15 protein-coding genes are annotated in these 25526 nt (G+C 36.6%); 9 read left to right on the forward strand and 6 right to left on the reverse strand.

Annotated elements, in window-relative coordinates:
- From BGC7_RS11460 to BGC7_RS11485, 6 genes are all read right to left on the reverse strand, one after another.
- Complete coding sequence (locus tag BGC7_RS11460; RefSeq protein WP_050701723.1) at positions 1-2487, reverse strand: family 20 glycosylhydrolase; 2487 nt, start codon at positions 2485-2487, stop codon at positions 1-3.
- 26 nt (positions 2488-2513) lie between these two features.
- Positions 2514-3875 (reverse strand): DUF5016 domain-containing protein, encoded by a 1362-nt coding sequence (locus BGC7_RS11465; RefSeq protein ID WP_050701724.1) that lies wholly within the window; start codon positions 3873-3875, stop codon positions 2514-2516.
- 45 nt (positions 3876-3920) lie between these two features.
- Positions 3921-5402, reverse strand: a complete 1482-nt coding sequence (locus BGC7_RS11470) for a RagB/SusD family nutrient uptake outer membrane protein (protein WP_050701790.1) — start codon at positions 5400-5402, stop codon at positions 3921-3923.
- Positions 5403-5415: 13 nt separating this feature from the next.
- Entirely contained in the window at positions 5416-8661 is a 3246-nt protein-coding gene (locus BGC7_RS11475; protein ID WP_050701725.1) for a TonB-dependent receptor, read from the reverse strand.
- A 233-nt stretch (positions 8662-8894) separates the two neighbouring features.
- On the reverse strand, positions 8895-9887 hold the full coding sequence (locus BGC7_RS11480; RefSeq protein WP_050701726.1) for a FecR family protein: 993 nt from the start codon (positions 9885-9887) through the stop codon (positions 8895-8897).
- A gap of 81 nt (positions 9888-9968) precedes the next feature.
- Positions 9969-10550 carry an RNA polymerase sigma factor gene (locus tag BGC7_RS11485; protein WP_050701727.1) on the reverse strand — a complete coding sequence of 194 codons (582 nt, stop codon included), beginning with the start codon at positions 10548-10550 and terminating at the stop codon, positions 9969-9971.
- A gap of 399 nt (positions 10551-10949) precedes the next feature.
- Here BGC7_RS11485 and BGC7_RS11490 point away from each other — a divergent pair, with 399 nt between their 5' ends.
- The 9 genes from BGC7_RS11490 (at position 10950) to BGC7_RS11530 (ending at position 25489) form a co-directional block, all read left to right on the forward strand.
- On the forward strand, positions 10950-13301 hold the full coding sequence (locus tag BGC7_RS11490) for a TonB-dependent receptor (RefSeq protein ID WP_050701728.1): 2352 nt from the start codon (positions 10950-10952) through the stop codon (positions 13299-13301).
- Between the two features lie 134 nt (positions 13302-13435).
- Positions 13436-14434 (forward strand): histidine kinase, encoded by a 999-nt coding sequence (locus BGC7_RS11495; protein WP_157258702.1) that lies wholly within the window; start codon positions 13436-13438, stop codon positions 14432-14434.
- Positions 14435-14436: 2 nt separating this feature from the next.
- On the forward strand, positions 14437-15516 hold the full coding sequence (locus tag BGC7_RS11500) for a sensor histidine kinase (protein WP_050701730.1): 1080 nt from the start codon (positions 14437-14439) through the stop codon (positions 15514-15516).
- Positions 15513-16226, forward strand: a complete 714-nt coding sequence (locus tag BGC7_RS11505) for a LytR/AlgR family response regulator transcription factor (RefSeq protein ID WP_050701731.1) — start codon at positions 15513-15515, stop codon at positions 16224-16226. The genes BGC7_RS11500 and BGC7_RS11505 overlap by 4 nt, the downstream gene beginning before the upstream one ends.
- 196 nt (positions 16227-16422) lie before the next feature.
- Positions 16423-17046 carry an RNA polymerase sigma-70 factor gene (locus tag BGC7_RS11510; RefSeq protein ID WP_050701732.1) on the forward strand — a complete coding sequence of 208 codons (624 nt, stop codon included), beginning with the start codon at positions 16423-16425 and terminating at the stop codon, positions 17044-17046.
- Positions 17036-18019 (forward strand): FecR family protein, encoded by a 984-nt coding sequence (locus BGC7_RS11515; RefSeq protein ID WP_050701733.1) that lies wholly within the window; start codon positions 17036-17038, stop codon positions 18017-18019. Before BGC7_RS11510 ends, BGC7_RS11515 begins: the two co-directional genes overlap by 11 nt.
- Before the next feature lie 144 nt (positions 18020-18163).
- The gene (locus tag BGC7_RS11520; RefSeq protein WP_157258703.1) at positions 18164-19366 is read left to right on the forward strand and encodes a carboxypeptidase-like regulatory domain-containing protein; all 1203 of its coding nucleotides are present in this window, start codon (positions 18164-18166) and stop codon (positions 19364-19366) included.
- 62 nt (positions 19367-19428) lie between these two features.
- Positions 19429-20454 carry a GldM family protein gene (locus BGC7_RS11525; RefSeq protein WP_082206666.1) on the forward strand — a complete coding sequence of 342 codons (1026 nt, stop codon included), beginning with the start codon at positions 19429-19431 and terminating at the stop codon, positions 20452-20454.
- A gap of 127 nt (positions 20455-20581) precedes the next feature.
- Positions 20582-25489 carry a SusC/RagA family TonB-linked outer membrane protein gene (locus BGC7_RS11530; protein ID WP_050701736.1) on the forward strand — a complete coding sequence of 1636 codons (4908 nt, stop codon included), beginning with the start codon at positions 20582-20584 and terminating at the stop codon, positions 25487-25489.
- Positions 25490-25526: the final 37 nt, after the last annotated feature.

Genomic DNA, 25526 nt, shown 5'->3' on the forward strand with positions numbered 1-25526 from the left:
TTAATGAGTTAATGTTGTTGTCAAACTTTTTTTGTTTAAATAAAATACGCACGCTTTAACCATCGTTGCATCTATTTTTACAGGACTAGTCCATTCCGACGATGTCTCGCTAGGTTGAGTACCATCAATAGTGTATCGAATGGTTGCTCCACGTACAGATGTATTAGCATACAAATAGCCATTTTCTATTTTAAGTCCCGGATTGGCTAACCGAAAATTTATACCTTGTCTGCTAAGATATGGCAGTTCTTTATCACTTATTAATGCATAGAAATGAGATAGATCTTCATTAAAGGCTTTTTCCTCATCCCTACCATGCATTTTCTCCCACACAGGATGAGCATTCCATCCTCGCTCTACCAATCCCCATATTTTAGGAAAGACATAATACTGTACTCGATCGAAGCTTCTGATAGTTTCAGTAAATAACTGAGCTTGTACACCTTTTATCAGAGATATGCGATCAGCCCTTAGTTGCTCTTTGTCCATCTCCAGACTGTCTAGATTCATCTTTGTTCCTGCTATATTGATACGGGATGAACGGTACAGAGAGAATGGTAGCATAGAAAATGACTTAGATTCGTCTACATATCCGGCCCATGAGTGACCAGGCTCCTGATAGTGCGAATTGTATGCTAAATCCATATAAAAATTATTGACATTGCATAGTACGACCGGATAACCTTTATTGGCTAGTTTGTAAGGAATCTCATCATCACCCCATTCAGGAACAGTATTCCAACAAAAAATACTGTTTGCCGTAGCTGATAATTGCTTATCTGTTGCCATACTATTATGCAGAGCTACCTCTTGCCAGCCGTTGAACTGCAATCCATTATTGCGCATATAGGTAGTAATCTGACGAAAGAAATATTCACCCAATTCGTGAGCAGTATTCAAGCCTTTTTCTTTCATAAAAGTTTTGCATGATGGTGAACCTATCCACGCTCCGGCAGGAACTTCATCGCCTCCTATGTGAATAGATGGTAATTTGACTCCGGCTTCTTCATACATTTTACCTATTTCGGATATCACTTTTTCCATAAATCGGTAAGTAGATGGAAGAGATACATTCATTACATTATCAGTGTATGATTGTGCCGATACGTAAAAAGAAGCATCTTCATCTTCACTGAGAAGGTATTCTTTAGCCTTTACCTCATCCTTCGCAATGTATTTTTTGTAACGAGCCTTCATAGATACAACGGCTGCACGGGCATGTCCCGGTGACTCCAATTCGGGTAATATACGTACATGACGGGCTTCTGCATACTTTAACAGGTCGATAAATTCCTTTCGGGTATAATAACCATTACCGGATGTTTTACCATTAGGATCGAAATAGCCATCATAGCCCGGATAGAGACTGGCAGACTCATCTGCTGTATGCCCTCTTTTACTACCTACTTCTGTCAACTCTTCTAATCCCGGTATTTCAAGTCGCCAACCCTCATCATCGCAAAAATGCAGATGTAATATATTGATCTTATAAGAAGCAAGGACATCTATCAATGACTTTAGATCAGACACATTAGTGAAGTTTCTGGATATATCGAGCATAAATCCGCGATGCAACAAATCTGGATAATCTGTAATTGTTATACATCCCAATTCATTTGGCTGTCTATCTCCCTTCATTAAAGCCAACAATGTTTGCACACCATTGAATATACCATGAGATGTAATACCTTTTATCATTATTTGCTCTGTGTCTATATCTACGCTGTACCACTCTTCATTGTTTGCGGTAGGATTGTCTACCAATGTTAGTCTAACACTTAAGGGCGCTACTTCCGAAACTCCTATTCCATACAAAGTATGTAGTTTATCTTGTAAGACCTTAGCTTCATTGATTAGCTCGTTACTATACAGTAAAGAAATCTCATTCGGTATAGCTATTTTACCCTTCTTAATATCTATCTGCTTTACAGATGGTAAGATATCAACACTTTGGAGTAATACCGATTGTGGGTTTATAGATTCATTGAAACGAAATAATCTATCTACAGCCTCGACAGTCATATCCTTATTGCTGAGAGATAGTATTTGCAGATCAATAGTTACAGGAACACTATTTTTGCTGCTGGAATCTAAGATCCAATAGCAGCCTTCGGGCTGTTGCGAAATATTCGGAACATTATTACTTACACTATATTTTACTATAATAGAGTCTCCGGCTTCCAATTCTTCAAATGATGAAGTCGGAGAAATTTTAAAGAAGTTAGCATTTACAACCTCTATATTTATCCCTTCCGAATGAATACTCTTTATTGTACGTGGTAACTGAGAAAAGTAGATTGCCCAACTTTTCCCAATCGTCTTTCCTGATATATTCTTTATAGTAAAAGTATTGTCGTAACTTTCAGTCTGAGCATTATAACCATCATTGCTCCACGTTAGGGAAACAGGAGATACCACTCCCGTTCCCGAACATGAATATGTTATAAGCAGCAACAATAAGCCCAACGATATAATAATTTGTTTCATTTATTGTTTCTCTGTGATTTAAATATTCAATCGCCTAGTCGCTCTATATTCATCTTTTCGGCACCTACACCAGCCGAAGTATCAAATGTGAGACGATAATATCCCGGTACGAATCCGTTTGTTCCGGCAAATCCATTAGATGCAGAAACAGTAAAACCTGTTACATCTCCTGAAAAAGAGCCAGCTTTCAGAGACATTCCCTTTTCTTTACCCCACTCTCTGTCGCTGTATATTTCTACTTCGAAGAAACCCCATTCATGGGCATCGCTCAAATATACAGTAGTCTGATATTTATTTTCAGCTATTTTCAATACATACGCCATTTTCAATATATTATCAGTCACCCATCCTCCACTTGCATAATCATTGTTCCACGTTGGTGCACAAGTGAATCCATGACCGACAAGCCAGTAAGCAGCAGGAGCAACATCATTCATACGGGCAACCCATATATAGTTGTAGTTCATAGAATAGTATATACCCCACGATCCACTATCTCGAATAAAAGTCAATTTACCTGTCGACTCGTCATAGTCGAAGAAATCGCGGTTGTAAGCACCTGCTATATCAGAAAATCCGGACACTGTGACTTCTTGTCCTTTAGTAAAATTAATATCGGCATAATAATAATTACTAACCTGATTGAGAGCAGTACCATTTACTTTGAATACAAATTTAGGAGATTCGTAACCAAGCGTAAAACTAAATGTATTAAACTTAATTCTCTCAATAGTTAGCCCTGATCTATCAAAAGAAAATTCGGGACCTGTAGCTGTACTAAGAGCCGCAGAATTAGTATTCTCGGAATACCCCCATATTAACTCTGAATCTTCAAGAGAAGCGCTTGTCGAGATTCTGCCTGAAAAAGCATCCGGATAAACGCCTTTCTCTGACGAAAACTCATATAGATTTAATGGGTTTTGTACCAGAGGTATCACTTCATCATTGTAATGTAAATATAAAGTCGATGGAATATTAGGACGCTTAATACTAAAGGCTTTTGTTACAGTAGTTTCACTTCCTTCTACATTTACTGAAGTGAGAGTTAGGCTTCCTTCACCCTCTTCCAATCCGCCATAGAAAGGTATATATATACCCTTTTCTTTTATCTGGGCTGCATTTCCTTTTGTGCGGATAGATTCTTTATACAACTCCTCCTCTCCCAGTTTAAGAGAGATTTCTAAAGTAGAAAGTGGAGTTTCGGCATCGTTAACATTTATCGAAAAATGAATGGAGTCATTAAAATGTACATTATCTGTTGCAGAATATGAAATATTTGATATCTCCGGCTTCGAATACGGATATACTACTCTTTCCGATTCTTCTTCACAGGCTGTGAGCAAAAATGCGACACAACAGGTTATTATATATATATATTTAAGTTTCATCTGATCTTCTTTTTAGTTTAGACTTGAAATTTATGTTCATATTTTTTAATAACCGGTATTCTGAGTCAAACGAGTATTCTTATCCAACTCATTTTGAGGAAGAGGCCACTTATATCTAAATTCTGCAAGATTGGTAAACAGTAGTTTTCCATTCTGATCCTTGTGTTTACTCATTATCTCTATTATACGGTCGTTTCGTTGCAAGTCGAACCAACGCTGCCCCTCCATATATAATTCTAGCTGGCGTTCATTTTCCACAGCTAGACGAGCACTACTTTGAGACATAGTTTTGTCTAATGAAGAAGTTCCAAGCCCAGCTCTTTCTCGTATTTTATTCACAATATCAATAGCCTCCGACGACCTGTTCAGTTCAACTAAAGCCTCTGCTTTTATCAACATTATATCAGCCAGGCGCATATAAATAATATCGGAACTTTTTTCTCGTATTTTGTATGAAAAAGGATATTTACTAGCCGGAAAAAACACATCGTAAGGTGCTTTTTTCCATATAATACTTGAGGCATAGCGTGTATCATTTACTTTGTCGAACTTAGCTATAAGATCGTGTGTAGGTGTACAATATCTACGCCAAGTAACAGTGCCATCTGCTTCTTTCAGTAATACCCATTCTGCCCAGTTCGGAGATTCAGCTGTATAATATACTTCGAAGATACTTTCTTTAGTGTACTTATTATCGGCTTGCCAAAGCTCATCGAAATTATCGACTAACTGGTATCCTTCACCAATCACTTTATCGCAAGCCTCTACCACTTTGGTATAATTACGTTCTGCTTTTGCTCCTCTTGAAGCTAAGACCTTAGCTAAAAGGCCATAAGCTAATCCTTTGGTTGACTTAAATGCACCTTTATTGGTACTTTCCAAATACTTAATCGTATTATTTTCGTCCAGATCACTTAATATCTGGTCGTAAACGTCCGACTCGGGAGTACGTTCTGGATACATTATCGGATACCATGTTTCTAAGTTTTCGGAAGTAATAGTAGGTATGAGTTGAAGGACCATAGGTATCCCTCCCCATATACGTACCATGTCGAAATATGCCCATGCTCTTATGGTTTTAGCTTCGGCAATAATACGATTGCGGTCGGCATCGGATATTGCCGATTTCCCCATGAGTTTGGTATTTTCTATAACATTAGTAGCACTTCCGGCTATAGAAAGGTATTCTCCCCACACGAGCTCTACTTTCGAATTAGTAGAATATAATTTAATCTTATCTACCTCTTCTCCATCTATACCATCACCACCCACATAGCAATTGTCGGTCTGAACATCGTTTATCATGTATATCTCAAATTCGAACGTATTGTTCTTGAAGAGTTGGTATACCCCTAACAGTTCAGCTTCTGCATCTTTTACATTAGAATATTTAGAAACCAAATTTTCTTCACCTGTTCCCTCCGATGTGAAATCCGACTGAGGTTTTTCATCCAAAAAACTTTCACAGGCACTTAGTCCCATTACAACAATACATAAACATGCTATTTTCAATATATTATTTTTCATATTTATCCTGTTTTTAGAATTCAACATTAAGTCCGAATACAAGAGACTTCGATTGCGGGTATGTTCCATAATCGACACCCAGAATAACAGCATTGGTACCATAGGCATTCACTTCCGGATCGTATCCTGAATATTTTGTTAGTGTAAACAAGTTTTGAGCAGTCGCATAAACCTGCAACTTAGATAGATGTATCTTTCTGAGCAGAGCTGATTTGAAATCATAGGAAAGAGTCACTGTTTTCAATCGTAGATAAGATCCGTCTTCTACAAATCGAGTAGAATTGTGTATATTCTCTTTATTTCCCACACGAGGTATATCTGTTATCATACCCGGGCGCTTCCATCTGTTGAGTACAGACTTCGATTGATTGCGGAAATCTAGCATACTTTCCATATCTATCTTAGATGCATTAAATATGTCATTACCCTGACTACCCTGTAAGAACAAAGACAGAGAGAAGTTTCGGTACGAGAATGTATTGGTTATACCGTAAATAAAATCGGGTTGGGCACTACCAATTGTAGTTCTGTCTCCCGGGTCTATAATTCCATTATTATTGATATCCCGATAAATAATATCACCTGTTTCTGAATCAACCCCTTCTGAAATATAGCCGAAGAATGTGCCTAGAGCAAGACCTTCTTTCAGGATAACAGTAGGTTCTTTGGTTTCGTAAGTTTCGCCATAATAATATACTTTGTTCAATCCTAGTTTAGTCAGTTTGTTACGGTTGAACGATATATTGAAATCGGTATCCCACGAGAACTGCCCCTTGAGATTTTTTGACGATATCATAAGCTCTATACCTTTATTCGTCATTTCACCATCGTTTCGGGTAATACCTCCGGGCAAATTCACATTGCTAGGCAAGCTCACTGTCAATAGCAGGTCAGTTGTTTTTTTATAATAAGCATCTAATACTATATTAAGACGTGAATTGAAGAGAGTAAGATCTAGTCCCGCATTCCACTGTGTTGTCTTTTCCCATGTCAATTGTTTGTTTGCTCCCGTATTCGGAGAAATAGCCATACCGGGATAAAGATTATCAGCCGTTGGAGATACTCGCCTTTTAGTCATGGAAGCCAAATAGGAATAATACTCTATTCCTTCCTGATTACCATTTATCCCCCATCCTACTCTTAGTTTTGCATCATCGAGCACGCTACGCAACGGTTCCATAAACTTTTCGCTGGAAAACCTCCAGCCTGCCGATAATGAAGGAAAATATCCCCAACGATGCCCCGGAGCAAATCGGGAAGAACCATCGGTACGGAAGTTTGCCGTAAATAAATATTTACTATCATAATTATAGGCTACACGTCCCAAGAATGATGCTAAAGACCATGCCCAAGCAGTGGAACCAACAGCACTTTGATCAATCTGATTTGCAGAAGCTAAAGAATGGATATCGGGATAAGATGTAGACAAGTCGAAGCCCGGAACATACAGACTATTATGCTGTGCGTGCTGTTGTGTAGCACCTGCCATCGCAGATAAATTGTGTTTGTTGACGGACAAATCGTATGTGAATATATTCTCTAACAACCACTCATTCTTCTTTGTATAACTTTCTTCTACCCGTCCCTTAGTTCCGCGTCCATCGTTAGTTGAAAATGGATCGAGATAATAGTTCCAACGTTCATTGTTAACATCTATACCAAACGTAGATTTCAGTTTCAACCCTTTATACAGATTGAAAGTAAGGTCAAACGAGCCTTTCAGATAGTCTGTAGATGTGATGTTATCAGCTGCATTAGCTGCTAATGGATTAAGAATCTGCGAACCGTATGCATTTTCATCATATTGTCCGGGGTTTTCAGGATCCCACTCCTGCATAAAAGGAGGAGTATTGATTACAGATAGTATAGACCCCGAACGCATCGAGCTACTATTTGTTCTAACCCATTGTCCTTTCGTTTTAGAGTACGAAAAATTCAGAGCCATATTCAACCAACTGGTTTGCTGGCTATCTATATTAGCTCTAAAGTTATAACGGTCGAATTTGGCTTTACGTACAATACCGCTTTGCGAAGCATATCCTCCCGAAACCATATATTGTATTTTTTCCGAACCTTTTGATACTGATGCCTGATAATTCTGATCTATACCTGTTCTGAAGAACGCATCTGTCCAATCGACATAGTTGTATTCATCACTAGGTATATTGGGAACTGTATTAGTTACTTTTTTAAGTTCGCCCATCAGTTCTTTATATTCCTCAGTATTCAGAGCATTAATTTTTCGTCCTAATTTTGAAAATCCGGTATAAGTACTTACGTTCACTCTCGTTTCACCGGTTTGAGCCCGTTTGGTGGTAATAAGCACGACTCCGTTAGCGGCACGTGCTCCATATATAGCTGCCGAAGAGGCATCTTTGAGTATTTGCATGCTTGAGATATCATTAGGACTTATATTTGATATATCATTGGTAGGCATTCCGTCCACTACATATAGAGGTTCGTTAGATGCCTGTACAGATGTTGCTCCACGCACCCTTATACTCAGCCCTTCTCCCGGAGCGCCGGAAGGCTGCACAACCTGTACTCCAGCGGCTTTACCTTGTATAGCTTGACCTGCCGACATAATAGGACGTTTGTCTAAATCTTCGGTAGAAACTACAGCTACAGCGGTAGTGATGTCTTTTCGTTTCATAGCTCCATAGCCAACTACAACTACTTCTTCCAATTGTTTAGAGTTTTCTTGGAGAACAACATCATAAACATTCGATTTGCCAAGAGCTATATTTTTACTATAGAAACCTACATAAGTATATTTAAGTGTGCTTCCCACAGGAGCTTCTATAGTATATTTTCCATCTATATCAGTAATTGTACCTACTTGGCTACCTTCTATAATTACAGTAACCCCTATCAATGGATTGTTTTGTTCGTCTGTTACCAGTCCCGACACTCTTTTATTGTCTTGCTGAGAGGTATTTACGGTTTTCGACTTTGCACTCAAGACTATTTGATTGTCAGGTTCTAGCCGATAACTGATATCTGTATTTTTAAGTAATTTATTCAATACAGAGGAGATGTTCTCATTATTCGCTTTTATGCTAACGGTTTCGTTCAGCCCCGATAATTTGTCGGTGTAGAAGAAACTGTAACCGTTTTGTTTCTCTATGGTTTCTATTATACTTTTGATTGTTTTATTTGAGGCATCGAGAGTAATTTGCGCATGAATATTAATCGCAAACAGACAAAGGAAGCCACATAGCAAGGTTATTCTACCCGCCAGAAACATCTTTTTATTCATTATAGACTGTTATTTAAGGTTTAAATAATAGAAGATTATTAATTAAAACAGATGATAAAATGATGATTTATTGACCTCAAACATTTATATTTGTAGTGAGGCTTTTTGTTTACCGACAAAAAAAGAATCATCTTTACAGGGGTAGGATTATGCGTCAACATAATTCTACCTTTTCTTTTCTTATGTAGAGTTTTTATTCATATATCTTTTTTTTAGTTTAACTTGGTATTGAATTATTTATATTGATCTTTATAAATAGTTATTACATCATTATTTATCTCATAACTAATTGGATATGTAAGGCTAATAATATGGAATACGTTATTGAGACTACTATTGCGAATGCTTCCCGAAAAAGGAACTTTTTTCAGATCTTCATCTTTAAACCTGACTGTTACTCCATATGTGCGTTCCAGCGTTTTAGCAATATCTGCCAGAGACACAGAGCGGAAAAATAGAATATTTCTTCTCCAAAAATCAATCTCTCTGCTATCAGCAATTTCAGAATGCGAGAATGTGTTGCCTATTCTGTTGAATGCAATAAGCTGATTGGGTTCTAATACAGTATTATTCGTTTCATTAAAAACCTTTACTTTGCCCTCAAAAAGGGCAACCGTAACTATCTCATCGGCACTATATCCTTTTACATTAAAGGTTGTACCCAATGCTTCAACATTCAGGTCATTACAATTCACCACAAAACGCTTTTCTGCATCCTTAGCAACTTCAAAGTATGCTTCTCCATCGAGAGCCACAGACCGCTTATTCTTACTATAATTGTAGCTAAGTTTAGATCCTGAATTTACCCACACTTTAGTGCCGTCCGGTAATACGACATTTGCCTTCTGTCCTTTATCGACTAATACTTCAAACTTGTCCTGATCTCTTGTTTTCTCAGCTTCCTTCTGAAAATAAATGTATGTACCCATCAATAAACATATAGGTAACAATATACAGGCTGCTATACGATATAATGCAGGAATCAGCCGAGATACTTTATTATGTTTCGTTATCTTTTCGGCTATTATATTCCACATCTCCTGTTCGATTTGCTTGTCGGAACGCGTAGAAGCGGATTCCCATAGTTGTTCACAATAAGAATCGAACTCCTCAGGAGTCTCTGTATTTTTCATCCAATCGGACAACTGCCTCACTTCGTATTCATTAGCCTCTTTACTAATGAACTTATCCAACAATTTTTTATATTCTTCTGCTTTTAGAATCATCTTTTTCTATGTGCTTCTATAATAATTAGAATTAAGAGTATGTTTTGGACTACAAAACGCACTCAAATTAACTTTGTTTAACTATTCAATTAAACCTTGTAGTATAAAGAGAATAAGAACAGGAGCGGCATCTCCTATTCTATCTTTCAGAAAATCAATAGTTCTACGAACTTGTGTTGCCACCGTTTTGTCTGAAATAGATAGTAAATCTGCTATTTCACGATAGTTCATATCTGATTTCCAGTATAACAGGAATATTTTTCTTCGAGCCTCGGGCAATTCTTTAATTAATCGTGTAATCTTTTCTTCAAATAGCTTATTGTCGAGAATCTTATCTACATCAGGTTCTTTATACTCTGGCTCAGGCTCCATTTTGACAACATAGTTATCAAACAACACCTTACGTCGCAGGTGTAAGTAAACGCTGTTTTTGGCAACTGTAAAAAGATAGCCTTCAAAGTTGTTGGCAGAATCTATATCCGTCCGCTTGTTCCATATCTGTACAAATACATCCTGAGTGAGGTCTTTAGCAACAGCCGACTCTCTAAGCATGCCATGTATAAAATTGAATACATGTCCATTATATAGATAATATATTTTTTCAAAGGCCTTAACATCTCCTTTTTGCAAAGCCTTTAGTGTTTTTTCATCAGTGTAGAACATACATAAAAAGACCGTACTTTTTTTTGAACTAAATAAGAATGTTTATCCAATGATGCATTGTGTATCTTGACGGATATGTGGCAAATTTAATATAAATAAAACAGGAAAAGGTAGTTTCATTCAGTTAAAAATGTTATTGTCGAGGATAATAAAGAGTAAATAGTACCAAAATCTACTATTATCGGTAAAGTTACATCTATGTTATTGTCTTTTATTGAAGATAAAACCTCACAAACAAGACCTAAAATATCTACAAAAAACAAAAAAGAGAGTTTCGTCTCCGAAAAAGGCCGTTTGGTCTCAATTCTCTGAGACGCTTCCTATAGAGGTATACTTTTACATCAAAGAATTATTCCTAGAATAAATTATAATAAATGATTAACATATATAAAGAACAATATGAAATTTAAACTTCAGATCAGTATTTTATACTCTTTATTAGTAGTCTTAGGCATTAACGCCCAAAATAATTATCCGACACAAACTATCAGAGGTACAGTAACAGACAGGGATTCGGGAACGCCAATACCCTATGTCTCTGTCGGATTACTCGGAACAGAGAAAGGAACAACAACCGACGAAAAAGGAGAGTTCTGCTTGGAATATATCCCTGTAGGCCGTTACAATATACAGGCTACGTCTGTGGGATACGCACCAATAATCCTTCGTGAAGTAATGGTGGCCTCATCTAAAGAAATATATTTGGAAATTCAGCTTAAAGAAAATACTCACAAACTAGGAGAAGTAATAGTATCGGGTCAAACAAATAAAAGTCGTCCTCTGAATAATATGGCATTGTCAGGTGCCCGAATGTTAAGTGTAGAAGAAGCACGGCGTTATGCAGGAGGAATGGATGATCCGGCGCGTCTGGCAGCCTCTTTTGCAGGAGTATCTCCAAACGTAGGTAATAATGGGATCTCTATACATGGCAATGCTCCGCACCTATTGCAATGGAGACTAGAAGATATAGAAATACCCAACCCTAATCACTTTGCCGATATATCAGTGTTAGGAGGAGGAGTATTATCTTCTCTGAGTAGTAATATACTTGGTAATTCCGATTTTTACACAGGAGCTTTTCCTGCCGAATTCGGAAATGCAGTATCAGGAGTATTCGATATGAAAATGCGAAACGGGAATAATATGAAACATGAACATACTTTTCAGGCCGGAATCTTAGGACTAGACTTTGCCTCAGAAGGCCCTTTGAGCAAGAAACATAATTCATCTTATATTTTCAACTACAGATACTCAACTACAGCCTTGCTGGACAAACTAGGAGGGAAAGTAGAAGAAGGCTCCACAATTAAATATCAGGATCTAAATTTCAAACTTAATTTTCCAACAGCAAAGGCCGGAATTTTCTCAATATGGGGAACTGCACTAATTGACAACTATAAGCAAAAGCCTGAAAAAGAGATGGAAAAGTGGGAAAATATAGATGACAGACAAACTTCTAAATCGAACCAAAAGATGGCCGCAGGAGGCGTCAACCACCGATATTTCTTCAATAATGATACACAGTGGAAAAACACTATAGCTATCACATATTCGAAAGCTAACTCTGATATGGATGTAATAGATTACTCACAAAATACAACACCTTATCTGGTATCGGCAAACAGATACACGAACTTCATATTCAAAAGCTCATTTAACAAGAAATTCAGTTCTCGCTTTACAAACCTGACAGGAATCACTTACACCAAGATGCTTTATAATATGAATTTTGATATGGCTCCACATGAAGCTGCAACAATGAACAACATCTCTCAGGGCGATGGTAATACTAACCTCATAACAGCTTATAATTCGTCGCTGATAGGCTTGAGCGATAAAGTAGATATGACTATAGGAGTAAACAGTCAGGTAATGACTCTCAACAATGAATGGACTATAGAGCCTCGTACATCTATACGTTGGCAGGCCTCAGGAAGAAGCTCGTTTGCTTTGGCCTACGGGCTTTATAGCAGAATGGAGAAAATGGATGTTTTTTTTGTAAAAACAAAAGGAACAGCTAAAACAGAAAATAAAAATTTGGGATTTACCAAGTCGCATCACCTCATGTTTACCTACGATTTTAAGTTATCGGACGATATGCGCCTCAGAATAGAACCATATATCCAATTCTTATATGATGTGCCGGTGATGGCAGACAGTTCATATTCTGTACTTAATAGAAGAGACTTCTGGGTAGAAGACCCATTGATAAACAAAGGAAAAGGACGTAATATGGGAATAGATGTTACTTTTGAAAAATATCTGACAAGAGGATTCTATTATATGATAACCGGGTCGATATTCAGTTCTAAATATTGTGGAGGAGATGGAGTTTGGCACAACACAAGATATAATAGAAATTATATTGTAAACGGACTAATAGGCAAAGAATGGATGCTAGGCAGAAACAAACAAAATGTACTGAGTGCAAATCTAAAGTTGACACTGCAAGATGGGGAACGCTACTCTCCAATAGATGAAAATGCTACCATGAATGATCCTGATAAGACTGTTCGATATGACGAAACTAAAGCATTTTCTAAACAACTGTCTCCAATGTTCCTGACTAATTATTCGGTCAGCTACAAAATCAACAGAAAAAAGATATCACACGAATTTGCCATACAGGGCTTAAATGCAACAGGATATAAAGAGTTTCACGGACATGTATATAACTCTAAGAAAAATATTATCGAGCCTTACAAGATAGCGACAAGCCTGACTAATGTAAGCTATAAAATCCAATTCTGACAATATAGATTATGCACAGAGAACTGAGATGAATATCAATTCTCTGTGCTTCTCTTACGGAAATATGTATCTTAGACCTCTCTATTATTAATATTTATATGAATCAGCAGTCTTTTATATATAAGTTTTTATTAATGCCTCAATTCCGTGTTTGGAGATATTTGGCTCTTATCATATTTTTCACTATCGTATCACTCAATCAGGCTCTTACAGGCTACAAAGACATCATGCCATTGATGGGGAGAAATATATACTGGATAGTGTCAGGTACAATTCTTTTTTATATAATGACTGTCTTTCTGGTTTTGAGAACCATCCTAAAATATCTGTTATCAGGTAAATACATCTTGTTTATCATTTCCATTATCTTATGTGCTGCATCCTTCACAGCCATACCTAATATAATATCTGCTGTATACATAGATGGTTACGATCTATTTTGCGAAACTACGATAATAGATAATTTATCAGCTTATGTCATTTATATTTTATGTATTTCGGGCGTTATTATTCCTGTTTTCTTAAGAAATTGGATGATTTCAAACCAACATCTCAGTCTGCTAAAAATAAAACAAGAATCGTCGCAAGTAGAACAGTTGAAAGAACAAATAAATCCGGCTTCTTTCTTCAAAATACTAAATAAGAGTGGAGCCCTTGTAAAAACAGAGCCTGATAAAGCTTCTACAATGTTGATGAAACTAGGACAACTGTTACGTTATCAATTATACGATTGTAACAGAGCTCAAGTATTGGTTAGTGCTGAAATCTCATTTCTTCGTAACTTTCTCGATTTGGAAAAATTATATTCGCCTAAGTTTAACTATACAATAAATCCTGTTGGGAATATAAATGGGATATTCATATCCCCATCTATCCTTCTACCTTATGTTCAGAACATTATGAACACAATCAACTATGATAGAGAAATGCAGACAATGAATATCCAGATAAACAACCTCGACAAATCTATACGAATAATTATCAGTATAACAGTTACAAGCAACAGCTCTTTGCAAAGAGAATTACTAAAAGTAGAAGAGCGACTGAACACACTGTATAGAGATCATTATAAGTTGATTGTTTCAGATAAAAATGAAAATACTAAAGTATCACTGGAATTAGATAAGATATAAATATGCAAATTACAGAAAACAATAACAATCTCATCATAAAGCTATTGACGCATCCTTATCTAAAAATATTCAGACATCTGATCTTACTCATATTCATAGCTTCTATCTCCGGAGGATTTATTTGGTATATGCAAGAAGAAGTTGAAATGACAACTTTCCAACGATATGGAGGATTACTTTTCTTTATATTTATATTCTTGGGAAGTATATATCTGAATATTTACATTCTAGTGCCCAAACTATTAGAAAAAAATAAGTGGGCAATGTATTTTAGTTCTCTGCTTAGTGTTGTTCTACTAATAATATTACTCATCTTTCTCATTCAGGCTATATATATTCCCAAAGCACCTTCTACAGCAAATGAGACTAATATTTTTAGTATTATTATAAATGTGTTATCATCTACCATGTCTATTTTTCTTTTGCTTGTGGGCACCACAACTCTTGTTTTATTCAAACATTGGATTTCAGACATGAAGCAATCTGAAGAATTGGAATCAAATACCTTATCATTAGAATTGAAACTACTGGAAAACCAAATAAATCCGCATTTCCTTTTCAACATGCTCAACAATGCGAACATTATGATAAAAAAAGATCCTGAAGCAGCCTCTAATATCATATACAAGTTGGAGGAAATGCTCCGATACCAAATGAACGACAACACTCGTAAAAAAGTGCTACTGAAAGAAGAAATATTATTCCTTGACGATTATCTGGAACTTGAGAGAACACGAAGAGATTATTTTGATTATATTATTTCCACTGATGGAAATATAGACCAGATAGAGCTTCCTCCCCTACTGTTTATTACCTTTGTAGAAAATGCAGTGAAACATAATTCAGCCAACAGTACCAATTCTTATGTACATATCATGTTTACTCTAAATAAAGAGCAATTGATTTTTATTTGCGAAAACTCAATATCTCAACGACCTATACCTATCGACAAACAAAATAATGGCGGAATAGGACTTATAAATATAAGACGGCGCCTTGATCTTCTTTTCGAAAACAATTATTCTTTAGAGCAAACTAAAACGAAAGTAAGTTATACAACAAGATTAATACTAAACTTATGAAATGTATCATTGTAGATGATGAACCTATAGCTCGTGAAGGCATTAGATTACTGGTAGATGAAATTCCACAACTAGAATTACTAAAGAGTTTCAACAATGCAGAATCAGCTGCCGAGTTCATCAAAGATATAACTGTCGACCTTATTTTTTTAGACATCAATATGCCGGGTATCAACGGTATAGAGTTTGCTCATAGCATACCTAAACATACACTTATTATTTTCACCACAGCTTATTCACAATATGCTCTCGATAGTTACGAGGTGGATGCAATAGACTATTTAGTAAAACCTATCGATTCTATAAAATTTCGCAAAGCAGTAAATAAAGCGATTGTTTACCACTCTCTATTGATAAATGAAGAAAAGAAGAGAGTAGATAGTATAGAAGATGAATACATTTTTGTAAAATCGGACAGGAAATATTTTAAAGTAAATCTGGACGATATTCTATTTATAGAAGGGCTTAAAGATTATGTCATCATTCAGATGAATAATCAACGTATCATTACAAGAATGAGCCTTAAAGCGATAAATGAACTTCTACCTACAAGCATATTTTTCAGAATAAACAAATCATATATAGTAAACAAAAATCACATCGAATCTTTTGACAATAATGATGTTTTTATCAAAAATTACGAAATTGCTATAGGATATACTTTTAGAGAAGATTTCTTTAAAGACTTTACCAATAATAAATCATTGTGACCAAATACGGCCTAATCATAGTAAGCTATTCAATCTAATCATGAAATATTATTAATTCGCTGATCTTTTCAAATCTAAATTGAAATACTCACATTCTTCATGTTCTAAATCTCATCTTTTTGAATAATTTATGTACTTTTGACTATATTTATTAAAATTAACAAAAAAAGATTGAACTAAACAACACAACTTTGTTTTGGACGAATTCGAACTATTTGAAAGAATAAAGCAGCGAGACACAACTGCCTTCGACATACTATTCAGAAAATACTACACACCCCTGTGTCGTTTTTCGTATACTATATGTCTTTCACAGACAGATGCGGAAGAAAGTGTTCAAGATATGTTTGTCAATTTGTGGGAAAAAGCACCTACAGTTAATATAGACACCTCTCTCAAAGCATATCTATACAGATCGGCTCGCAACTACACACTCAATATATTAAAAAAACAACAGACAGAAGAACATCATCTTAGTCGGTATGCTGAAATAGAAGAGGCTGATGAGATTAGTGAGAAAACACCCGATGCTGAAATAGGACGGCTTATACAAGCTGGAGTAAATACTCTACCCGACAGATGTCGTGAGATATTTGTACTCTGCAAACAAGAAGGGCTCACATACGAGGAAATAGCGGAATATCTCAATATCTCGAAAAAAACAATTGATAATCAAATGGGTATTGCATTACGCAAACTACGGGAATATCTCTACCCTATGTTGAAAAAAATTTCTATTCTTTTATTTTTTTCAACGCATCTTTTAGGGATAATTGTTTTTTGTATTGTCGTATATAATATAATGAGAAATGAAATATAATATGGAAAATATTCCCTACGAACTGATCGCACGTTATCTTGCCGGAGAATGCAACGATAATGAGAAACAGCAAGTCTTGGAGTGGAAGCTACAAAATCCGGAAATGATGGACGAATTCACAAAGATGTGGGCGGAGATACCATCTAACGAATTTACACCCGATCAAGAACTAGCTTTGCAAAAGGTAAAGTACCGAATTAGCACACAAAAAGAGAAAAAAGCAAAACGTTTACCACTCTTTGTAGGAGGTATAGCTGCTGCCGTTGCTATTGTTTTCATTTTGATAAACGTAATAATAAAAGAAACACAGGACAATACTCTGCAATCTAATGATACATCATGGCTAACTCTGAGCACGGATACTGACGAAATAGAAGAATATCTCCTACCCGATGGAAGCAAAGTGTGGCTCAATCAGTCCTCATCTATACAATATCCTCAAGTATTTGAAGGAAATACGCGCGAAATACATCTCGAAGGGGAAGCTTTCTTTGAAATTGCACCTAATGCTGACAAGCCATTTATCATACATGCCAATAATACACAAACAAGAGTAGTAGGAACATCTTTCGGTGTGAAGGCAAGAAAAGACAACGGTGAAGTTATAGTAACTGTATCTACAGGTATAATCAATTTTTCAGCCGAAGGAGAAACAGATCACATACAACTTGTAAAAGGAGAACAAGGGATATGTAACCCTAAAGAAAGAATATTGGAGAAAAACACAAGCCCTGACCCCAATCTTTTGGCATGGAAAACAAAAATATTAATATTCGAACAATCTTCGCTGACTCAAGTGAGTAAACTTCTGGAAGAAGTATATCATACTCCCGTAACAGTAGACAGCTCGGTAGCTGACCTGCGAATTACCAGCACATTCGATCAGATGAGCCTATCCGAAATTTTACAAATTATAGAACTCACCCTAAACATACATGCTGAAGAAACTCCAGATGGCATAATGTTGAAATAAGTAAAAAACAACACTCAGAGATTAAATATAAATCAAAAAATACGGAAATTCAAGAATTAAAAATTTCTGTTTTTTTTATTTTCTTCAAAATTCATTTAGGGGTATAACTTCTGAGCATTGTCTAACAAGAAAACAACTTTAGTTTTGAAAATATTAATCATCATAATCTCTCTTTGTATAGGCACGATTTCTATTGTTGCTCAAAATACCGTTTTAGAGAAACGAATTACTGTTGTAATAAAGAATATGCCAATGGATAAAGCTGTAGAAAAAATTGCAGCTGAAGCCGGAATCCATGTATCGTACTCCAGCGATTTGTTTAGCGATTGTGATGTTGCAAACATAGAGGCAAAAGATCATATGTTGCTTACCGTTCTCAACAAACTGTTCGAGCCCTACAAAATAGCTTATACTGTTCATGCCGGACAATTAATCATCTATCCGAAAAAAACAATAATAGTAAAAGAATATACCATACGAGGTTCTTTTTGTAACAGCGACACACACGAACCAATATCTTACGCTACATTACAAATAAAAGGAAAACCCAAAGGAGTAATAGCAGACCACGAAGGCTATTTCGAATTTACTATTTCAGAACTGGAACTTACCGATAGTCTGACAGCTTCTTGTCTGGGATATGAGAGACGCACATTCAGCTCCGATTCTCTATTAGTAAAACCAGAAATTATAATAAGCCTGAAAGGTAAATCACTAGAAATAGATCCCGTTACAGTAGAAGCCGTAAACAGCCAAATAAAGAAATATAAAAAAGCAGGCAACCGCAGTTGGTTTACCACCGGATCTATGTATCTGGATACACACGGACAACAGGTTGCATTATACATAGAGAATAAAAAGAAAGAGAATGGATATATACGCACGATAAGCTATCATTTGTCAAAAAACGGAAATGTAGAAGCTCCATTCCGGGTGCGTATACTCGAACAGGACATTATCTCCAAAGCACCGGGCAAAGACTTACTGCAAGAGATATTAGTGGTACAACCTCCGCAAAATACTGACGGATGGTACGATGTAGATCTTACGGAATATAATATATCAATACCTGACAATGGCTTTTTTGTAGCTATACAAGGCGTATTTCCTAACGATTACAGTTATTATGCAAACGATTCGGGAGCGATAGAAAGAGGTAAACGCAACACAAAGGGAAACGATGACTTCAGTCCTAAATCTATACATTATGGACAACGTATCAACTACTCGGGTAAAGGAGGAAGTAACACATGGCATTATTCGCTATCCCATCAATGGTTTCAGATGGAGAAAGATAATTATAGTGTAAAGATTTCTGCAGAAATCGGAATATATTCAGATAAGTAATCGTTCCAACCTTTCAGGTACCAAGATTGGGATGAAGAAAAAAGATTTTAAAAATTAAGATTATGAAACATATCGGTTTACTATGCTTAATAGCCATTTGCATATGCCTCTGTCGGGGACAAGCATATGCGCAATGCGACAATACATTGGTGGACAAAGCCATTTCGCAAAGCGGAACCAACGCCGTATATCTGCGCGAATTTAAAGTAAGATTCGACGGCTTGGAAAAAGGCAAAATACCTTTGGCCAGATACCTAGTCTTGTTAAGTAAAAATACTACATACAGATTTAATGTGTGTAATGCTGAAGGTTTCGAAGGTAAAGTTGTATTGCAACTATACCTGAAAGATAAACTAGAGAGAAGTACATTCGATTCTAAAAAGAACAAAGATCTACAACGCTTCGATTTCACTCCTGACAAAGCAGCAACTTATGAGGTAGTAATGTCTTTCGCCGAAGGCAAAGCAGGATGTGCAGTAGGCATACTATCCATGCTATCCGACAAAGATATTACACTCGACAAAGACAATCAAGACGAGTTGGATATATTATATGCTAATGCCGACAACCCGGTAGTTATATATGATGATGAAGACGATTTTGCCGATATTGATGTAGAAATAGATAACGGCACTATTACCCGTGCAGAAGGTGTAAATTACATTATCCATCCACAGGAAACAGGAACAGCGTTATTAACAATACGTGTTCTCAACCGTAATGGTACTCTCAGAGAGTTTAAACAGAAAAAATATGCTGTATTTGCTATGGATAAGCCTTATGCAGCTATACGTGGAGCAGAAAATAATATAGTGATAGACAAACAAGAACTTATTACATCGGGACGTATCGATCTATGGTTTTCAGAAAACATGAAATGTAATTATCAAATTATATCTTTTATTCTATCCGACAAAAATGACCTTATCAGTGGAATAAGTTCCACCTCTTCTAAATTCTCGAAATCGCAAAAAGAGTGGCTAAAAAAACAACCGGAAGGTACACGCCTCTATATAAAAAACATAAAGGCAAGAACTGCTGATCATGTAGTAATGGATATAGCTCCTATAGACTTTGAGATAAAATAACCGATTAACTTAAGCAATAATAAGTAAAAGAGAAAATTAAATGTCGTATTTTCAAGCTATAACAAACAGTGAATATTATACTTGGATAGACAACAAATAGGTCTGAGACCTTAGAATCTATTTAATTATGAAAAAAATAAAAGATATGAAATTAAGAACTTTATATATACTATTGTTTCTACTGATGGGAACTGTAGCATTTGCGCAAGAGATGCGCGTTGTCTCAGGTGTAATAAAAGATAGCAGCGATGAACCTATCATTGGTGTTACTGTAGTACAAAAAGGGACTACAAATGGTACTGTTACGAATCTCGATGGATATTATGAGATCAAAGCCCCGTTAGGCAGCACTCTGCTATTTTCGTTCATAGGGATGAAGCCCTCAGAGATGAAAGTGACTACCTCGAATTCAAAACCGACAGGCGGCTCTGTGCCTAGTGCAATTCTCCCAATCCAAGTTACAGCACCTATAGCTGTTTCTGAGACTCCTGAGGCAGAAACTAAATCTGATGAAGATAAAGTAAAACCCAAAGAAGTACAACCAAGCCGCGAAGACCAGTCTCTATCGCCTTACTTCCTGATAAGGAGCAACTCTCCAAAAGAATCGGAGATGCCATTAAAAAACACAGAAGTAGAAGTAAGCATAGCCGGAGTTATAGCTGATATTTGTGTAAAGCAGATATATATCAACCAAAGTAAAAATACACTGGAGGCTGTATATGTATTTCCCGGATCGACAAGAGCAGCTGTATATGGTATGGCTATGACTGTAGGAAACAGACGTATAGATGCAAAAATAAAAAAGAAGGAACAAGCACGCAAAGAATACGAACAAGCCAAATCGGAAGGAAGATCCACTACCCTGCTCGAACAGCATCGTCCGAACGTTTTTCAGATGAATGTTGCTAACATATTACCCGGAGACACAATTGTTGTAGAAATGAAATATACGGAACTTCTTGAACACGAAAAAGGAATATATGAGTTTGTTTACCCCACAGTAGTAGGTCCTCGATATAGCGAATCGGGAGAACAATGGGTAGATAAGACTATAGATATGTTTTTCAATCAGAATATGCCACAGTTTTCTATTAAGACTACCGTTCAGGCAGGTATGCCAATACAAAAAATAAGTAGTCCTTCACATAGTCTGACCATAGAATCGCCTTCTGCCGATCAAGCAATAGTATCGTTATCGAATCCCGAAGATAATCAGGGAAACAAAGACTATATTCTGCAATACGAACTGCAAGGAGGAAAAGTAGAATCGGGCTTATTGCGCTACGAGCATGGAGATGAAAACTTTTTCTTATTAATGATGCAGCCTCCTAAAAAACCTACTTTGGATCAGATACCTCCTCGCGAATATGTTTTTATTGTCGATGTATCGGGCTCCATGCACGGTTTTCCGTTAGATGTATCGAAAAGATTGATCCGCAACCTCATCTCTTCGCTTCGTCCTACCGACAAGTTTAATGTAATGCTATTTGAATCGAGTAACCAAATGCTATATGATAAATCGGTAGCTGCAACAGAAAACAATATAGATAAGGCTATAAAAGTCATCAATCAGCAAAAAGGTAGCGGCAGCACACAGTTATATGCAGCCGTGAAAAATGCAATGAATTTTAACGAAACCGAAGGCTTTTCACGTACTTTCATAATTGTTACCGATGGTTTTGTCACAGTAGAAAAAGAGGCGTTCAACTATATCCGTGAAAATCTGAATAAAGCAAACTTATTTCCTTTCGGAATAGGGACGAGTGTAAACCGTTATATGATAGAAGGTCTTGCTAATGCGGGAATGGGCACTCCTTATATTGTTACCAACCACACACAGGCAGAAGCCATAGGAAAGAAAGCGATAAAAGAAATTTCAGAGCCGGTACTGACAAATATTTCTATAGACTGGGGCTACTTCGATGTGTATGATGTAGAGCCGGTAGCTATCCCCGATGTGTTTTCGGAGCGTCCGATGCTTGTATATGGAAAATATAAATTACCAGCAGACGGAACAATAACCGTTAGCGGTATAGCAGGCAATTTGAGATATGAACAAAAATTCGACGTAGACAAAGCCCGTGTAGAAAACAATCAGGCATTGCGTTACCTTTGGGCACGTAATCAAATACGCTACATCGACGATTATGCCCAATACTACGAAGGTAGTATAAATGGATGGAGAGACATTTATGGCAATCACACCAGAACAACGAGCCAAATAGAACGGGTAACCAATCTGGGACTAAAATATAATCTACTGACTCAGTACACTTCTTTTCTTGCTGTAGACGATGTAGTGAGAAATGTCCCTGAATATAAGAAATCAACTCCATCTTATAGTAGTAGTTCTACACCACAAACTGTTACATCTCCTAATATACAACTATCGGAAAACCAAGCAAATCTGGAAGAAGTTGTTGTTGTCGGTTATGGTACAACCCGAAGAGATGGCCTCACAAGTAGTACTTCCAGTATATCCGGCAATGAAATATCTGGTTCGGTATCACACGTTTTGCAAGGAAGAGTTGCAGGATTGCAAATTACTCAAACATCCGGAGAGCCGGGAAGTCCGGCAAGAGTCCGTATCAGAGGAGCTAGTTCTATTATAGACAACAACACTCCATTAGTGATACTTGACGGAGCACCTATAGAATACAATGATTTTTCACGTATAAACTCAAATGATATAGAAAGTATCACTATACAAAAAGATGCTTCTGCTGCAGCAATATACGGATCTAAAGCTGCTAATGGAGTATTGATAGTGACAACTAAAAATCCTAAACATCAGAAACATTCCATCTCATATTCTTCATCTTTTTCTATCGACAACCCTAACAAATTGCCAAAGAAACAGAGCGAATATACCCAAGGACGTCCTGTAAACGGAACTCCAGTATGGAATAAAGAAAACGAATCGTTTAGTTGGGGGCCTAGTGTAAGCTCTGTAAATGCACCAACATATAATGCATTCGATATTTTAGAAACAGGATATACAATTAAAAACCATCTGACATTGACCAGAAGGAATGACGATATTCATTATACTCTAAAATTAGGGAATAATACACAGCAAGGCTTTATCCCTAAATCTAAATTAAATGAGACTTCATTCGGACTTAAAGTAGGAGGGCAATGGAGCAAAAAACTAAAATTCGATATAGACCTCAATTATAAAAATACAAATGGTAAACGTTTGCAACATGGATATAATATGTCCGGATTTATGCAAGGTATTCTTCTTTCTCCGCCAACATTCGACAATAGAAAAACAACTTTAGCGGATGGAAGCCAAAATACAGCAGGCACTGCCAGTGACAATCCTTACTGGACTACAGAAAACAACCCATTCAAAGATGAGACGAATCGTTTTGTAGGAAATGCAAATTTCTCCTATAAATTATTCGACTATTTGACTCTCGGATATGCTATAAACGGAGAGTATATGACAGGAGAAGCAAGCACAGCCCTGAATAAGAGCTCAATCTATATTCCTACCGGTCATATTATGAACAGAGATGAAAAATTCAAGGCTTTGCAGCCTAAGTTTACTGTACAATTCGACAAAAACTTCGACAACATTGGAGTTAATGCGATGGTCGGACATGAATATAATAATACCAAACGTACTATCGACCGTATAGATGGATATGATTTAGTAAAAGCAGGTGATTATAATATTATTAACGCTATCACTATTAATCCTTACAATCAATCGTTCAGACGTCATTCGAATGCTGTATTCGGAAAGGCGGCAGCTAACTACCTCAGGAAGTTCATGCTAGAAGCAGCTATGAGAAGTGAATGGAGTTCTATTAGCGACAAAACATTGTTTTCCCCTTCGCTGGGCATAGCAACTAACTTGCACGAAATGTTCTATAGCGAGCTATTCTCCAATATCAAAATATCTGCAAATATTTCGAAAGCAGACAAGGAGATTCCTCTGTATGTAGATCCTGTATATTTCAATTCTGCGATTTATAACCTCAATGACGGTACACAACATTTCGAAAGCAGAGAAATAATTGTATCCGATGATCTGAAACCAGAGAATATAGTAAACTACAGCATAGGTGCAGAAATAGGGATGTGGAACAACCGCGTGTCACTATCTGGCTCTATATATTGGAAAAAAGCAAAAGATCAATTATTGCCGGTACAGGTATCACCAACTGCTATACGTTTCGATAATTATGGCTCATTTAAAGCACATGGGCTGGAAATAGAATTATCTGCTTATATTATAAACAATAAAAATTTCAAATGGAACAGTCGCCTTATATTCTCCCGCGAACGTAATAAAATAACTAATCTTGAAGGTAAAAATCTAATGCTGGCAGGAATAGAAAATGCAGCAGGGTCATATGCGATAGAGGGTCAGCCTCTGGGAGTAATATATGGCACAGCCTACAAACGTGATGCACAAAGGCGTATGATCATAGGAAGTGACGGGTTTCCTGTTGTAAACGAAGAACTTCAGATTCTGGGAGATCCTAATCCTGATTGGCAGCTAGGATGGGCACATTCAATCGAATACCGCAGACTTTCATTGTCTTTACTGTTTGATTTCAAAAACGGTGGAAAGATGTGGAATGGTACGAAGAACATGATGAACTATTATGGAACGTCACAGTACTCTGCCGACCATCGTAATACGACAAATTACATTTTCCCGGGAGTATTTGCCAACGGACAAGAAAATAATATTCCTGTTAATTTCTATGGAAACAATCTTGACGAAAATCGTTGGGTACGCTATGGACGTTATGGTGTAGGAGAAGACGCTATAGAAAATGCAAGTTATATCAAACTGAGAGAAATAACATTAAGTTATCGTATTCCGTTACGTATATCGAACAGACAAACATGGCTAAAAACGTCTGTGTATGCTACTAATATATTACTATACAGTAAATATAAAGGTATAGATCCGGAGACTAATCTTACAGGGTCATCCAATGGCTTCGGATTAGACTACTTCAATGTTCCGGGCACACGTAGTATAGGTATGTCGCTCAATTGGGAATTTTAATTCTCTTTTCTATAAAAAATAAGGCTCGCTTTTTATG

The organism is Dysgonomonas sp. BGC7 (assembly GCF_001261735.1).
Classification (GTDB): Bacteria; Bacteroidota; Bacteroidia; order Bacteroidales; family Dysgonomonadaceae; genus Dysgonomonas.

Bases quoted from the DNA above. Each gene is read 5' to 3' on its own strand.
- BGC7_RS11460 (WP_050701723.1), bottom strand. From the start codon at position 2,487: ATGAAACAAATTATTATATCGTTGGGCTTATTGTTGCTGCTTATAACA.
- BGC7_RS11465 (WP_050701724.1), bottom strand. From the start codon at position 3,875: ATGAAACTTAAATATATATATATAATAACCTGTTGTGTCGCATTTTTG.
- BGC7_RS11470 (WP_050701790.1), bottom strand. From the start codon at position 5,402: ATGAAAAATAATATATTGAAAATAGCATGTTTATGTATTGTTGTAATG.
- BGC7_RS11475 (WP_050701725.1), bottom strand. From the start codon at position 8,661: ATGAATAAAAAGATGTTTCTGGCGGGTAGAATAACCTTGCTATGTGGC.
- BGC7_RS11480 (WP_050701726.1), bottom strand. From the start codon at position 9,887: ATGATTCTAAAAGCAGAAGAATATAAAAAATTGTTGGATAAGTTCATT.
- BGC7_RS11485 (WP_050701727.1), bottom strand. From the start codon at position 10,550: ATGTTCTACACTGATGAAAAAACACTAAAGGCTTTGCAAAAAGGAGAT.
- BGC7_RS11490 (WP_050701728.1), top strand. From the start codon at position 10,950: ATGAAATTTAAACTTCAGATCAGTATTTTATACTCTTTATTAGTAGTC.
- BGC7_RS11495 (WP_157258702.1), top strand. From the start codon at position 13,436: ATGCCTCAATTCCGTGTTTGGAGATATTTGGCTCTTATCATATTTTTC.
- BGC7_RS11500 (WP_050701730.1), top strand. From the start codon at position 14,437: ATGCAAATTACAGAAAACAATAACAATCTCATCATAAAGCTATTGACG.
- BGC7_RS11505 (WP_050701731.1), top strand. From the start codon at position 15,513: ATGAAATGTATCATTGTAGATGATGAACCTATAGCTCGTGAAGGCATT.
- BGC7_RS11515 (WP_050701733.1), top strand. From the start codon at position 17,036: ATGAAATATAATATGGAAAATATTCCCTACGAACTGATCGCACGTTAT.
- BGC7_RS11525 (WP_082206666.1), top strand. From the start codon at position 19,429: ATGAAACATATCGGTTTACTATGCTTAATAGCCATTTGCATATGCCTC.
- BGC7_RS11530 (WP_050701736.1), top strand. From the start codon at position 20,582: ATGAAAAAAATAAAAGATATGAAATTAAGAACTTTATATATACTATTG.